The following is a 13,694-nucleotide window of genomic DNA, read 5'->3' as shown; positions in this document are numbered from 1 at the left end:
GTCCAACCCGCCAATTATTGCGTACCTACGCTATTACGGCAGAAGATGCGGCACAATCGCAAAACCTGCGATACTATCTGCGCTACGCTGGGCTTACGGAGAGCATGGAACGATGGCATTGCTGACGATCGACCTGAACGCGCTGGTCGCCAATTACCGGACGATCGCGGCGACCGTCGCCCCGGCGCGGGCGGCGGGCGTGGTGAAGGCCGATGGCTATGGCCTGGGCGCAGGGATCGTCGCCGATGCGCTGTACCGCGCGGGGTGCCGCGATTTCTTCGTCGCGCTGACCGGGGAAGCCACCGCGCTGCGCCCGACCCTGCCCGCCGATGCTCGGCTGTTCGTGCTCAACGGAATCGCGCCGGGCGAGGAAGCGGCGCTGATCGCCGCCGATGCGGTGCCGGTGCTCAACTGCCCGGCGGATATCGAGCGCTGGGCGGCGGCGGGGCGGATCGCCGGGCGGCGGCTGCCGGCGGCGGTGCAGGTCGACAGCGGCATGTCGCGGCTGGGGCTGGCCCCGGACGAGGTCGCGGCGATCGCCGCCGACCCGACGATGCTGGGCGGGATCGAGCTGGTGCTGGTGATGAGCCACCTCGCCTGCGGCGACGAACCGGGATCGGGCGCGAACGCGGCGCAGCGGGCGCGGTTCGACGAACTGGCGGCGATGCTGCCCCCGGCGGAGCGGTCGCTGGCCAATTCGGGGGGATCGTTCCTGGGCGGCGGGTTTCATGGCGACCTCGTCCGGCCGGGAATCGCGCTCTATGGCGGGGCACCGCAGGACGGGCGGCCCAATCCGATGCGGCCGGTCGTCGCGTTGGAGGCGCGGATCGTGCAGTGGCGCGACGTGCCGGCGGGGACCGGCGTGGGCTATGGCCTGACCTCGGTCGCAAGCCACGACCGGCGGATCGCGACCCTGTCCTATGGCTATGCCGATGGCTGGCCGCGGATGCTGAGCAACCGGGGCGCGGCCTATGTCGCCGGGGTACGCGCGCCGATCGCCGGGCGGGTGTCGATGGACAGCATCTGCATCGACGTGACCGATGTGGCCGTAGACCTGCTGGTCGCGACACCCAATGCGGAGCTGATCGGCCCGCACCAGAGCATCGATGCGGTCGCGGCGGATGCCGGAACCATCGCCTATGAAATCCTGACCAGCCTGCGCCACCGCCATGCCCGGCGGATCGTGGCCCTCACCCAACAAGAGGACGCAACATGCGGATCGTGATCCTGGGCGCGGGGGTGATCGGCGTCACCTCGGCATGGTATCTGGCCCAAGCGGGGCATGAGGTCGTGGTGATCGACCGGCAGGCCGGCCCGGCGCTGGAGACGAGCTTCGCCAATGCGGGCGAGATCTCGCCGGGCTATGCCTCGCCCTGGGCGGCGCCGGGCATTCCGGCCAAGGCGATGAAGTGGCTGTTCATGCAACACGCCCCGCTTATCCTGCGGCCGCAGATGGACCTGGCGATGCTGCGCTGGCTGGTCGCGATGCTCGGCAACTGCAATGCGCGCGACTATGCGGTGAACAAGGGGCGCATGGTGCGGCTGGCCGAATATAGCCGCGACAAGCTGATCGAACTGCGCGGCGCCACCGGCATTGCCTATGACGAGCGGTCGCAGGGCACGTTGCAGCTGTTCCGCGAGGAGAAGCAGCTGGCCGGGATCGACAAGGATATCGCGGTGCTGAAGGCCGATGGCGTCGCGTACGAAGTGCTCGACCGCGCGGGCTGTATCGCTGCCGAACCTGGGCTGGCGGGGAGCAATATTCCGCTGGCGGGCGGCTTGCGGTTGCCGGGCGACGAGACGGGCGACTGCTTCAAGTTCACCAACCGGCTGGCCAAGATGGCGGCGGCAGCGGGGGTCGAGTTCCGCATGGGCACGACGATCCGCCGGCTGGTCCGGCAGGGCGGCCGGATTGCGGGGGTCGAGACCGATGCGGGCATGGTGACGGGGGACGCCTATCTGGTGGCGCTCGGCAGCTTTTCGCCGAAGCTGGTCCGGCCGCTGGGGCTGAAACTGCCGGTCTATCCGGTGAAGGGTTATTCGATCACGGTGCCGATCGTCGACGAGGGGCGCGCGCCGGTGTCGACGCTGCTCGACGAAAGCTACAAGGTCGCGATCACCCGGCTGGGCGACCGCATCCGCGTGGGTGGCATGGCGGAGATTTCGGGGTTCAACAACGACCTGCCCGAAGCGCGGCGGGCGACGCTGGAATATTCGCTGGGCAGCCTGTTCCCCGGCGCGGGTGATACGTCGCGAGCGAGTTTCTGGAGCGGGCTCAGGCCGATGACGCCGGACAGTACGCCGGTGGTGGGGCCGACGAAGTTCGGCAACCTGTTCCTGAACACCGGACACGGCACGCTGGGGTGGACCATGGCATGCGGATCGGCGGCGGTGATCGCCGACCTGATGTCCGGCAGGCGCGCGGCGATCGAGACGGAGGATTTGTCGATCGCTCGGTATTGAGCCAAAGGCTCGTCATTCCCGCGAAGGCGGGAATCCATAGACGCTGACGTTAGGGAACGATTCGCAACCGCTGCGTATATGGATCCCCGCCTTCGCGGGGATGACGATACTTGCGCCCCCTACCCCAGCAACGCCGTGAGCGCCGGCACCGTCAGCGGTTCGGCGCACAGGAATCCCTGGTACAGCTGACACCCCTCGGTCGCCAGCGCGTCGCGTTGGTCGACCGTTTCGACCCCTTCGGCGATCACCGTCAGGTCGAGCGAGCGGGCCATGTCGATGACGCCGCGCACCACCACCCGGTCGCGGTGCGAGCCGACGATATCCTGCGTCAGCCGCCGGTCGAGCTTGAGATAGTCGAGCGGCAGCGCCTTGAGATAGGCGAGGCTGGAATAGCCGGTGCCGAAATCGTCGATCGCGACGCGGCAGCCGGCCGCGCGCAGCGTCGCGAGCAGCCCCGCCGCCTCGCCCAGTTCGGCGATCAGCCCGCTCTCGGTAATCTCCACGGTCAGCCGGTCGCGCGGAAAGCCGCTGTCGTCGGCGGCGGCGAGCAAGGTTTCGGCAAAGTCGGGCTGCGCGACATCCTCCGCCGTGACGTTGATCGACAGGCGCAGGCGCGAGAGCGGCGCGTCCCAGCCGGCGGCGATGCGCATCGCAAGATGCTGGACATGCGCCGACAACACCCCCGCCAGCCGGGCATGGGTCGCGGCGGCGAACAGCAGTTCGGCACCCAGTTCGCCGCGTTCGGGATGGTCCCAGCGTGCCAGCGCCTCGACCCCGACGATGCGGCCGGCGAGCAGGTCGACCTGCGGCTGGAAGCGGATCGCGATCTCCCCCCGGTCGATCGCGCGATGCACCTCGCCGGCAAGGACGTCGGCGCCGTCCGCGGCCAGCGGCCCCTGCGCATCATCGGCCCGCGCACCGGGCAGCTCGCCCTCGACCCGGCGGATCAGCTGGTCGCCGCTCTCGCCCGGCGCGGCCACGCCGCATGCCTGGCGCAGTCCCAGCGTCACCATGCCGCTGCCCGCGACGAACGGACGCGCCAGCGCCTGCCGCAGCGCCTCCTCCAGCCCTTCGTCATTGCCGTGCGGCAGCAGCACGCCGAATTCGGTCCCGCCCAGCCGGGCCAGCGCCGCGCGGGCGACGCCGGCATCGCGCACCGCCTGTTCGATGCGGCGTTCGACGGCACGCAACAGCGTGTCGCCGACCACCCGCCCCTGTTGCCGGTTGATCGGATCGATCCCGGCGATGGCGAGCACGCGGATGCCGGGGCGCTCACCCCCCTCGATCCGGCGGTCGAGCCAGCGCTGCGCCCCGGCATGGTCGCGCACCGACCCCAGCGCCTCGCGCACCACCGCGCCGATATCGCCGACGCGCGCCAATGGTTCGATCAGCGCGTGCAACCGCCCGCTATGCGCATCCCGCGCGACATGCTGCACCACCCGCCCCAGCCCCGGCAGGTCATGGGCGAAGGCGGTGGCGGGCAGGTTGTCGGTCAATCGCCGGATCGCCGCCAGCGCGATCCGCCGCCCGTCCGGCCCCAGCGCACGGAGCAGCGCGCGCGGGTCGCTCGATTCGGCAAAGCCGGTCGCCTCCGCCAGCGCGGGCGTCAGTTGCAGCGAGCCGCGTTCGGCATCGTGCCGCCAGCCAAGCGGCGCGCCCGCCCCGGCGGTCGGATCATGCCAGCCGCCGCCCATGCGGACGACATGGCGTTCGGCGGAGCGCACCGCCTGCAACAACACCTCGCTGCCGATCGGGCTGACCAGCAGATGCGTCGCGCCGGCGTCGTGCAGCGCGCCCAGCCGGTCGACATCGCCGCGCGACACCAGCACCAGCAGCGCGTCGCCATGGCCGGCGATGCGGGCGAGTTCGGCGGTGACGGCGATTCCTTCGTCGATCGCGCCGCGCGCATCGACGATGGCGATGGCAGTCCCGCTGGCGGCAACGCGCTGACGTAGCCCGTCCGACCGGCGTGCGGCGACGACCCGCCAGCCGGCGCGCGAGAGGATCGCGGCGAGTTCGTCACGCTGTCGAAACGACAGCACGAACAGCGCGCGCTGCTGCGCCGCATCGTGGCCGGTCCATGCGGTCAAATCCCACCCATGGGCGCGGACAATATGGAGACATTGGGGCGGCGGCAATGGACACCTTGTATGGTCCGTTCGGGCACCTTAGCTTGGTCGGCAATGTCCTGCGCCCCCTCCCTGATCGACGCGCATGGCCGCACCATCCGCTATCTGCGCATATCGGTGACCGACCGGTGCGACCTGCGCTGCCGATACTGCATGGCGGAGGCGATGACCTTCCTGCCCCGTTCGAAGGTGCTGAGCCTGGAGGAGATCGCACTGATCGCCGAGCGGTTCGTGGCGCGCGGGATCGACAAGATCCGCCTGTCGGGTGGCGAGCCGCTGGTCCGGCGCGGTGTGACCGAACTGTGCCAGCGGCTCGGCCGGATGATCGGGGGCGGCCTGTCCGAACTGACCATGACGACCAACGCCACGCGGTTGCGCGAACATGCGCCGGCGCTGGCCGATGCCGGCATCCGGCGGATCAATGTCAGCCTCGACAGCCTCGACCCCGAAATCTTCCGCTATGTCACTCGCCACGGCGATGTCGCGCAGGTGCTGGACGGCATCGCCGCCGCACGCGACGCGGGCATGGCGATCAAGATCAACATGGTGGTCCTGAAAGGGCTGAACGAGGACCATGTCGGCGACATGCTCGACTGGTGCGGGCGCGAGGGGCACGACCTGTCGCTGATCGAGACGATGCCGCTGGGCGCGATCGACGAGGACCGCACCGACCGGTTCGTGCCGCTGACCCGCGTGTTCGACACCCTGTCGGACCGTTTCACCCTGACGCGCGACAGCCACCAGACCGGTGGGCCGGCACGCTATTGGCGGGTGGCCGAGCATGGCAACCGGCTGGGGCTGATCTCGCCGCTCACCGCCAATTTCTGCGCGGGATGCAACCGGGTGCGGCTGACGACCGAGGGCAAGCTGTACCTGTGCCTGGGCCATGACGACCATGTCGACCTGAAGGATGCGTTGCGCGAGGGCGGGATCGCGGCGGTCGATGCCGCGCTCGACGCCGCGCTGCCGCGCAAGCCGGCCGCGCACGACTTCCGTATCGAAACCGGGGCGGCGCCGGCCGTTGCCCGCCATATGAGTGTGACCGGCGGATGACGACGCGCCTTGCCTTGCTGGCCTCCCCCACGCCGCAGGCGCGCGCCGCCGAGGAGACGCTGCGCGCCCGCTATGATTGGGCGGGGGTCGAGGATGCCGATTTGATCGTGGCGCTGGGTGGCGACGGGTTCCTGCTGCAGGTGCTGCACATGCTGCTGGAGCGCCGCAATACCGTGCCGGTGTTCGGCATGAACCTCGGCACGGTCGGGTTCCTGATGAACGAATGGCGCATGGACGAGCTGGACCGGCGGCTGGGCCGGGCCAAACCGTTCCGCGTGTCGCCGCTGACCATGACCGCGACGACGATGGACGGCGAGGTGCGCGTGCTGCCGGCGATCAACGAAGTCTCGCTGCTGCGCGAGACGCGGCAGACCGCCAAGCTGGAAGTGTCGCTCAACGACCGGGTGGTGATGCCCGAACTGGTGTGCGACGGCATCCTGGCGGCCACCCCCGCCGGGTCGACCGCGTACAACCTGTCCGCGAATGGGCCGATCCTGCCGATGGGGTCCGGCATGCTGGCGCTGACGCCGATCAGCCCGTTCCGCCCGCGTCGCTGGCGCGGCGCGATTCTGCCCGACAAGGCACGAATCACACTGCGCGTGCTGGAGCCGGACAAGCGCCCGGTATCGGCCGTCGCCGACCAGCGGGAAGTGCGCGACGTGGCGCAGGTCGATGTCGCGGTCGACCGGGTGCGCGACCTGACGCTGCTGTTCGATCCCGAACATGCGCTCGACGACCGCATCACGATGGAGCAGTTCGCCGGCTGACGCGCAAAAAGTGAAATTAGGCGTTGCAAAGCCCGAATCCGCTGCTAAAGACGCGGCCTCGCAGTTGTTCCCTGATAGCTCAGCGGTAGAGCTCTCGACTGTTAATCGAGCGGCCGTAGGTTCGAATCCTACTCAGGGAGCCAGCGACACCCCCCGGCACGACCGGGCGGACAAGGTGGCCAGACTAAATGCTCCGATACCCAGAGAGCTTAACGGCTTGCCAGGTGCATCTTGAGCTTGTCTTTGCTGGCTGCTGATTCAGGCAATGCATCTACTCCGCGACATCAGGAATTTAGGTCATAGAGTTACCTGAAGACGCCGGAAAGAACTGCATCACGCTAGGCCCCGACCTCCCGTCGAGAACGTACCTGAACCGTGTTTCTCTCTTTTTTCCAAAAACGTCTTCATATTCTATAAGTCCCTCCGCAATCAGGTATCCAGACCCACCTTCCCACGCCCCCACAAAATTTGGATCAAGGTCGAAATGGCCGACAACGTTATGGGGGTATCCCTTACTCAATATTGATGACGTCCCGCCCGGCATAATCGTAAGCGGAGCCAATCCATTTATCGTATCATTCAAAGACAATATGATTCCATTAAAATATGTTGGCGATATAGACGCAAGTATTACCCTCACATGCAGTGCAGGCGTATTTCCGATATTATGATATTCGACCTGCACGCTCGCTTCTTTGGAACTTCCCGTGGACAGCGTCAGCGCCTTAACAAATTTTACCGTAACGTAAGCTCGAAGTTCTTTTTCGGAAAACTCCCGCTGCATCGCCAAAGCCTCTTCTGATGCTTGCGCCTGTCGTTGCGCAGCATCCGCGGTACGATCCGCGCTCTTCAAGGCACGCTCCGTATCTGCGTTTGCAGCAACAGCGGCGTTCGTTGCACGCCTATTCAGGTTTAGGCTGTAAAGAAGCCCACCGAATCCGAGCGCTCCGAGCACCATCTGCCACCAGTTCCAGTCGGCAGCATCCCGAGCAGCGTCAGCGGCTTTCAACTGGGCCTCAAGGTCACAGCGAACGTCATTATCTTGCTGGACGCAAGGAGCATCATACGTGGGCATGGGCGTGGGGTCGCCGACTGCTTGAAGGTCAATCCCTCTACTTACACATCCAGCTTGTGGAACTCCCAACGCGACAACCGCAACAACTAGTAGAAATGCTTTTCCCATATCGATAGCGTCTCTCGATTTTGTTCAGACTTCAACGGATCATTGCTGATTGCCCGCGCCATGATACATTTTGGCCACCGGATCGGTGCTCTGAGCTCAAAACGTCGTTCAGCCGCCGCTAATCTCATGCCATGCACGGTTGATCTGCACGTCCCACGGACCCGACCCCCCGGCGGATCGTTCCTTACGCAATGGAACCTCGCCATGGGTCGGTAGCCATGGCGGCATTGGAGAAACTGATGTTGCTGCACCCTACCCCGCGTGCCCGCCTGCGGGCGATCGGCACCACCCTAGTCGGCGCGGTCGCGCTTGCCGCCTGCGCCACGCCTACCCCCTATCAGCCCGCGACCGGATCGGGCTTCTATCGCAATGGCTATAGCGACCAGCAGATCGAGCCGAACCGCTATCAGGTCAGCTTTTCGGGCAACAGCCTGACGTCGCGCGAGACGGTCGAGCGCTATCTGCTGTACCGCGCCGCGCAGCTGACGCTGGAACGCGGCTATGACTATTTCATCATGGCCGACCGCGACACCAATCTGCGCAGCCGGACCTATTCGACGCCGGGCGTCGGTGGCTTCGGCGGATGGGGCGCGGGCTTTGGCTGGGGCGGATGGGGCCCGGCATGGCGCTATCGCAGCCCGGCGTTCGGCTGGCGCACCTGGGACCCGTTCTGGGGCGATCCGTTCTTCGACCGCTCGGTCGATATCCGCACCGTCGACAAGTATGAGGCGATGGCGGAAATCGTGCTGGGTCGCGGGCCGAAGCCTGCCAACAACGTCCGCGCGTTCGACGCCCGCGCGGTGTTGCAGAGCCTGGGGCCGAGCGTGATGGAGCCGGAACCGCGCCGGTAACGTAAGCTACGGGCTGAATGCGGAAAGACCGCCGTTCCTCATGGGAGCGGCGGCCTTTTTTGTTGTGCCCGTATCATGTCGCTCCAACTCAAGCTGGGGACAGTTGCGAGACTAGCGGCGCCACCAGCCGTCATCGTCACCCCGGACTTGATCCGGGGTCCCGCTTCTTTGCCGGCGTGGAAGAAAAAGAAGCGGGACCCCGGGTCAAGCCCGGGGTGACGGGGGGAGCGTTGGGTCACCAACAGACGACCGAGACTTCGCCTAGCTGACAAACGTATCCCGCGCAGGCAGGCATCCAGAGCCGCAAGCGCCATCGCCCGTAACCCTGGATCCCCGCCTGCGCGGGGATACGTCTTTCGCGGTCGAGGTAGTGGTTACGCCACCAGCGCGCCGTGGCAGTGCTTGTACTTGCGGCCCGACCCGCACGGGCACGGCGCATTGCGGCTGACGCGGCCTTCCCAGCTGGCGGGATCGTCGCCCAGGTCCTCGTCGGGCTGGGGGGCGGCCATCTGCAGCATCGGCACGCGGGTGGTGATCAGGCCCGGCGTGCCCTCCCCGCCCCAGCTGTCGTCCTCACCGGTCAGCGGGTCGATGTGCATCGTCAGGAAATCGGGCAGTTCGGGCAGTTCGGGCGGCGCCTGGAAGTTGAAGTTGGCGTGCGCCATGGTGCGGGTCACGTCCTCGCGAATGCTGCCGAGCATCCGTTCGAACAGCGCGAACGCCTCCTGCTTGTACTCGTTGATCGGCGTCTTCTGGGCATAGGCGCGCAGGTGGATGACCGCCCTGAGCGCGTCGAGCATCGCCAGATGCTCCTTCCAGTGGTGGTCGAGCGTCTGGAGCAGGATCGACTTTTCGATCTGCGTCCAGCTTTCCGGGTCCAGTTCGGCCGACTTGGCCTCAACCAGCGCATCGGCTTCGGTGCGGATGCGCTCCTCGAGGGTTTCGGCGTCCAGCCCGTCCTCGTTCGCGATCCATTCGGCGACCGGCGCATCGACGCCCAGCAGCTCCTGCGCCTGTTCCCGCAGCCCCTCGACATTCCACTGTTCGGGATAGCTGTCGGGCGGCACCGCGTCGCCGACGATGGTGTTGACGACCGCGTGGCGCATGTCGACCACGACATCGCCCACTGCATCGGCGTCCATGATGTCGGCGCGCTGTTCGTAGATGACCTTGCGCTGGTCGTTCATCACGTCGTCATATTCGACGACCTGCTTGCGCACGTCATAGTTGCGCGCCTCGACCTTCTTCTGCGCGGTTTCGATCGCGCGGCTCAGCCACTTGCTGCCGATCGCCTCGCCATCCTCGATATTGTTGCGCATCATCTTGGCGAACAGCGTGTCCGGTCCGAAGATGCGCAGCAGATCGTCGTCGAGGCAGAGATAGAAGCGCGACAGGCCGGGATCGCCCTGACGCCCCGAGCGGCCGCGCAGCTGGTTGTCGATGCGGCGGCTTTCATGGCGTTCGGTGCCGAGCACGAACAGGCCGCCGGCGTCCAAGACCTTCTGCTTTTCCTCGACGATCTCCGCCCGGATGCGCGCGGCGGCGGCGTCATATTCGCTCGTCCCCTCGACCAGGTCCGGATGTTCGTCGAGCATCCGGAATTCGAGATTGCCGCCCAGCTGAATGTCGGTGCCGCGACCGGCCATGTTGGTGGCGATCGTGACCGCGCCCAGCCGCCCCGCCTGCGCCACGATATGCGCTTCGGATTCATGATAGCGGGCGTTCAGGACCTTGTGATCGACGCCTTCCTGGGTGAGGAATTCGGACAGCAGTTCCGACTTTTCGATCGAGACGGTGCCGACCAGCACCGGCTGCCCCTGTGACGCATGTTCGCGGATCTTCTTCGCAATGGCGCGGAACTTGTCGTCGAGCGTCTTGTAGAATTCGTCCTCTTCGTCGACGCGGCGCACCGGCACGTTGGTCGGGATCGACACGACGTTCATCTTGTAGATGTCGAAGAATTCGGGCGCTTCGGTCGCCGCCGTGCCGGTCATGCCCGACAGCTTCGGATACATGCGGAAATAATTCTGGAAGGTGATCGAGGCGAGCGTCTGGTTCTCCGGCTCGATCGTCACGCCTTCCTTCGCCTCGGCGGCCTGGTGCAAGCCGTCCGACCAGCGGCGGCCGTCCATCATGCGGCCGGTGAATTCGTCGATGATGACGACCTTGCCGTCCTTCACGATGTAGTCGGTGTCGCGCTTGAACATCACGTTCGCGCGCAGCGCCTGGTTCACGTGATGCACAACCTGCGTATTCTCGAAGTCGTAGAGGTTAGCGCCGACCAGCAGGCCCGCATCCTCCAGCATCCGTTCGACCTTTTCGGTGCCGTCCTCGGTCAGGACGATCGACTTCTGCTTCTCGTCCTTCTCGTAATCGTCCGGCGACAGGCGCTTCACGATTTCGTCGACCGAGCGGTACAGGTCCGACTTGTCGTCGGTCGGGCCGGAGATGATGAGCGGGGTGCGGGCTTCGTCGATCAGGATCGAGTCGACTTCGTCGACGATGGCGAAGTTGAACGGCCGCTGCGTCATCGACGCGCGGTCGAACTTCATATTGTCGCGCAGGTAATCGAAGCCGAATTCGTTGTTGGTGCCATAGGTGATGTCGGCGGCATAGGCTTCGCGGCGCTGGTGGTCGGCGATGTTCGGCACGATCACGCCGGTGGTGAGGCCCAGGAAGCCATAGACCTGCCCCATCTGCGCCGCGTCGCGTCGCGCCAGATAGTCGTTGACGGTGACGACATGGACGCCGTCCCCGGGCAGCGCGTTGAGATAGCAGGCGAGCGTCGCGACCAGCGTCTTGCCCTCACCGGTGCGCATCTCGGCGATCTCGCCCCGGTGCAGCACGATGCCGCCGACCATCTGCACGTCGAAATGGCGCATGCCGAGCACGCGGCGCGCGGCTTCGCGGACGGTGGCGAAGGCTTCGGGGAGCAGCGAGTCGAGCTTGGCGCCGCCCGCCAGCTGCTCGCGGAACTTCGGCGTCTGCGCGGCCAGTTCCGTGTCGGACATGGCGGTCAGCGTGGGTTCGAACGCATTGATCTTGTCGACGATCGACCCGAGCGACTTGACGTAACGGTCGTTGGACGACCCGAACAGCGATTTGGCGAGGCCACCGAACATGGGCGAATTTCCTTGAAACTACGGGAAGCGCGCCGCGATGCGGTCGCCGGCTGCGCTGGAATAAGGGGTCGGAAGGGCGCGGGTGCGCGCTATTCGTGGGTGCGTAGCGTGCGCGCGCGGACCGCGACATGGGGCGCGGGCGTCAGGAACAGCGGCTGCGGATCGCGTACCAACGGCTGTAGCGGACGGGCGGTCGCGGCCGATCCGGCCTCGACCACGGCGACCGCGATCTGCCCGGCAACGGCCTGCGCCTGTGCGACCTGCCGCGCATTCGCGACTCCCACGCCGGGCAGCAGGCCGGTCAGGCCCGTCAGCAGCGCGGAGAGGAACAGCAGCAAACGCAAGCGATACGTCCAGACGGTTTGGTTTCGCGACAGGATGCCCGGCCGCAAGTGTGGCGAGACATAGGGAATGGGTGGCCCGGCGTCCAGACGCGGTCGATCTACTTGTCGGAAGAGCGGCCCGGCAATTTCCACCGCATCTCACGCTGCCAAACGCCCGCTACGGCCTTTCCATCCGCGTCACGCGCCGGCTTGAATCGCAACCGCGTCAACAGTCCGCGACACGTCGCCTGATCCAACGAAGCGCCGGCCGACTCGAGGATACGGCACCCTTCAACCCTTCCCCGCCGGTCGACATCGATCGCGAACTTCACGACACCTTCTTCGCCCCGCCGAAGCGCCACCTCCGGATAATCGTCGTCGGTCAACCATGTGGCGGCACCGATCCTTTCGGGTGGTGTCTGTGCGCAAACCCCGCCACCCCAACAAAGCGTTGCAACCGCCGCGCCCATGCGTAGGAACCGTCGCATTGCCACCCCCTGCCCCGAACCCGGCGCAGGCTAGACCGGACCCTGCGCCCATGTCGACTGCCACCTCCCCGCTCGCCACGCCGTTTCCCGCGCTGCCGCAGATCGGAGGCGTTACGCTGCGCGTCGCGCGGGCGCGGTACAAGAATTGGGACCGGTGCGACCTGACCTTCGTGACGCTGGCCGAGGGGACGGCGGTCGCCGGCGTACTGACCAACAGCAAATGCCCCTCGCCCGAGGTGGAATGGTGCCGTCGCGCGCTGGTGCTGGGCCGGGCGCGGGCGCTGGTGGTCAATGCCGGCAACTCCAACGCCTTTACCGGCGACCGGGGCCGTGCCGCGGTCGAAGCGATCGCGGCGCGCACCGCGCAGGCGATGGCATGCCAGCCGTCCGACGTGTTCGTCGCCTCGACCGGCGTGATCGGCGTGCCGCTGCCGATCGACAAGGCAGAAGCGGGCCTCGACGCCGCGTTCGTCGCCGAATCCTGTGGCTGGGAAGCGGTGGCCGAGACGATCGGCACGACCGACACCTTTACCAAGGGTGCGTTCACCACCGCCAGGATCGGCGACCGGACGGTCAAGCTGTCGGGCGTGATCAAGGGGTCGGGCATGATCGCGCCGGACATGGCGACGATGCTCGGCTTCATCTTCACCGATGCGGCGGTCGATCCGGCGTTCCTGCAAAGCGCGCTGGAGGCGGCCAACCGCCAGACCTTTTCGTGCATCACGGTCGATGGCGATACCTCGACCAGCGACACCGTGTTGGCCTTTGCCACCGGGGCGGCGGGGAATGCGCCGATCGCGTCGTTCGATGATGACGGGGCCGATGCGTTCGCGGCGGCGCTGCATGACCTGTGCCGGCAACTGGCGCATCTGGTGGTACGCGACGGCGAAGGCGCGACCAAGTTCATCGCCATTACCGTCGAAGGGGCCGAGAGCGACGGCAGCGCGCACCGCATCGCGATGAGCATCGCCAATTCGCCCTTGGTGAAGACTGCCATCGCGGGCGAAGATGCGAATTGGGGCCGTGTCGTCATGGCGGTCGGCAAGGCGGGCGAACCGGCCGAGCGTGACAAGCTGTCGATCCGGTTCGGCACGACGCAGGTCGCCGAAGGCGGGCTGGCGGTAGCCGGTTACGACGAAGCGCCGGTAGCGGCGCATCTGAAGGGTCAGGAGGTCGAGATCGGCGTCGACCTGCATCTGGGTGAAGGCCGCGCGACGGTGTGGACCTGCGACCTGACGCACGGCTATATTTCGATCAACGCCGATTATCGGAGCTGAGGGGCGACGGAAGGCCGCTTTCGTCCCGTTGAACCTCG

11 protein-coding genes and 1 tRNA gene are annotated in these 13,694 nt (G+C 66.5%); 7 read left to right on the top strand and 5 right to left on the bottom strand.

Going from position 1 to position 13,694, the window contains the following annotated elements; translation table 11 throughout:
* Window positions 1-112: 112 nt before the first annotated feature.
* Together alr and CA237_RS05495 are read left to right on the top strand one after the other, a co-directional pair.
* Complete coding sequence (gene alr, locus CA237_RS05500; RefSeq protein WP_066694481.1) at window positions 113-1,225, top strand: alanine racemase; 1,113 nt, start codon at window positions 113-115, stop codon at window positions 1,223-1,225.
* Entirely contained in the window at window positions 1,213-2,463 is a 1,251-nt protein-coding gene (locus tag CA237_RS05495) for a D-amino acid dehydrogenase (RefSeq protein ID WP_066694482.1), read from the top strand. The genes alr and CA237_RS05495 overlap by 13 nt, the downstream gene beginning before the upstream one ends.
* A 119-nt stretch (window positions 2,464-2,582) precedes the next feature.
* Here CA237_RS05495 and CA237_RS05490 read toward each other — a convergent pair whose 3' ends face one another.
* Entirely contained in the window at window positions 2,583-4,553 is a 1,971-nt protein-coding gene (locus CA237_RS05490; RefSeq protein ID WP_241215440.1) for a GGDEF domain-containing phosphodiesterase, read from the bottom strand.
* Window positions 4,554-4,646: 93 nt separating this feature from the next.
* Here CA237_RS05490 and moaA point away from each other — a divergent pair, with 93 nt between their 5' ends.
* The 3 genes from moaA (at window position 4,647) to CA237_RS05475 (ending at window position 6,555) form a co-directional block, all read left to right on the top strand.
* On the top strand, window positions 4,647-5,645 hold the full coding sequence (gene moaA / locus CA237_RS05485; RefSeq protein ID WP_066694484.1) for a GTP 3',8-cyclase MoaA: 999 nt from the start codon (window positions 4,647-4,649) through the stop codon (window positions 5,643-5,645).
* Window positions 5,642-6,412 carry an NAD kinase gene (locus CA237_RS05480; protein WP_066694491.1) on the top strand — a complete coding sequence of 257 codons (771 nt, stop codon included), beginning with the start codon at window positions 5,642-5,644 and terminating at the stop codon, window positions 6,410-6,412. The genes moaA and CA237_RS05480 overlap by 4 nt, the downstream gene beginning before the upstream one ends.
* Before the next feature lie 68 nt (window positions 6,413-6,480).
* Window positions 6,481-6,555, top strand: a tRNA-Asn gene (locus CA237_RS05475).
* A gap of 149 nt (window positions 6,556-6,704) precedes the next feature.
* Here the strand turns inward: CA237_RS05475 and CA237_RS05470 are convergent.
* Window positions 6,705-7,595 (bottom strand): hypothetical protein, encoded by an 891-nt coding sequence (locus tag CA237_RS05470; protein ID WP_126013261.1) that lies wholly within the window; start codon window positions 7,593-7,595, stop codon window positions 6,705-6,707.
* Window positions 7,596-7,834: 239 nt separating this feature from the next.
* Here CA237_RS05470 and CA237_RS05465 point away from each other — a divergent pair, with 239 nt between their 5' ends.
* Entirely contained in the window at window positions 7,835-8,446 is a 612-nt protein-coding gene (locus tag CA237_RS05465; RefSeq protein WP_241215439.1) for a hypothetical protein, read from the top strand.
* Between the two features lie 374 nt (window positions 8,447-8,820).
* Here CA237_RS05465 and secA read toward each other — a convergent pair whose 3' ends face one another.
* From secA to CA237_RS05450, 3 genes are all read right to left on the bottom strand, one after another.
* Window positions 8,821-11,568 carry a preprotein translocase subunit SecA gene (gene secA, locus CA237_RS05460; RefSeq protein WP_126013258.1) on the bottom strand — a complete coding sequence of 916 codons (2,748 nt, stop codon included), beginning with the start codon at window positions 11,566-11,568 and terminating at the stop codon, window positions 8,821-8,823.
* 89 nt (window positions 11,569-11,657) lie between these two features.
* A complete protein-coding gene (locus tag CA237_RS05455) occupies window positions 11,658-11,912 on the bottom strand; it encodes a hypothetical protein (RefSeq protein WP_126013255.1) in 255 nt (84 codons plus the stop codon).
* A 98-nt stretch (window positions 11,913-12,010) separates the two neighbouring features.
* Entirely contained in the window at window positions 12,011-12,277 is a 267-nt protein-coding gene (locus CA237_RS05450; protein ID WP_164523838.1) for an energy transducer TonB, read from the bottom strand.
* A 152-nt stretch (window positions 12,278-12,429) separates the two neighbouring features.
* Here CA237_RS05450 and argJ point away from each other — a divergent pair, with 152 nt between their 5' ends.
* On the top strand, window positions 12,430-13,656 hold the full coding sequence (gene argJ / locus CA237_RS05445) for a bifunctional glutamate N-acetyltransferase/amino-acid acetyltransferase ArgJ (protein WP_126013249.1): 1,227 nt from the start codon (window positions 12,430-12,432) through the stop codon (window positions 13,654-13,656).
* Window positions 13,657-13,694 lie beyond the last annotated feature (38 nt).

The organism is Sphingomonas sp. ABOLH, assembly GCF_003951715.1.
Taxonomy (GTDB): Bacteria; Pseudomonadota; Alphaproteobacteria; order Sphingomonadales; family Sphingomonadaceae; genus Sphingomonas; species Sphingomonas hankookensis_A.
Note: the sequence above shows the minus strand (reverse complement) of the source record. Positions and strands in the feature narration are given on the sequence as shown.

What these genes read in the sequence shown, in the direction of transcription:
- alr (WP_066694481.1), top strand. Translation starts at nt 113, where the DNA reads ATGGCATTGCTGACGATCGACCTGAACGCGCTGGTCGCCAATTACCGG.
- CA237_RS05495 (WP_066694482.1), top strand. Translation starts at nt 1,213, where the DNA reads ATGCGGATCGTGATCCTGGGCGCGGGGGTGATCGGCGTCACCTCGGCA.
- moaA (WP_066694484.1), top strand. Translation starts at nt 4,647, where the DNA reads ATGTCCTGCGCCCCCTCCCTGATCGACGCGCATGGCCGCACCATCCGC.
- CA237_RS05480 (WP_066694491.1), top strand. Translation starts at nt 5,642, where the DNA reads ATGACGACGCGCCTTGCCTTGCTGGCCTCCCCCACGCCGCAGGCGCGC.
- CA237_RS05470 (WP_126013261.1), bottom strand. Translation starts at nt 7,595, where the DNA reads ATGGGAAAAGCATTTCTACTAGTTGTTGCGGTTGTCGCGTTGGGAGTT.
- CA237_RS05465 (WP_241215439.1), top strand. Translation starts at nt 7,835, where the DNA reads ATGTTGCTGCACCCTACCCCGCGTGCCCGCCTGCGGGCGATCGGCACC.
- secA (WP_126013258.1), bottom strand. Translation starts at nt 11,568, where the DNA reads ATGTTCGGTGGCCTCGCCAAATCGCTGTTCGGGTCGTCCAACGACCGT.
- argJ (WP_126013249.1), top strand. Translation starts at nt 12,430, where the DNA reads ATGTCGACTGCCACCTCCCCGCTCGCCACGCCGTTTCCCGCGCTGCCG.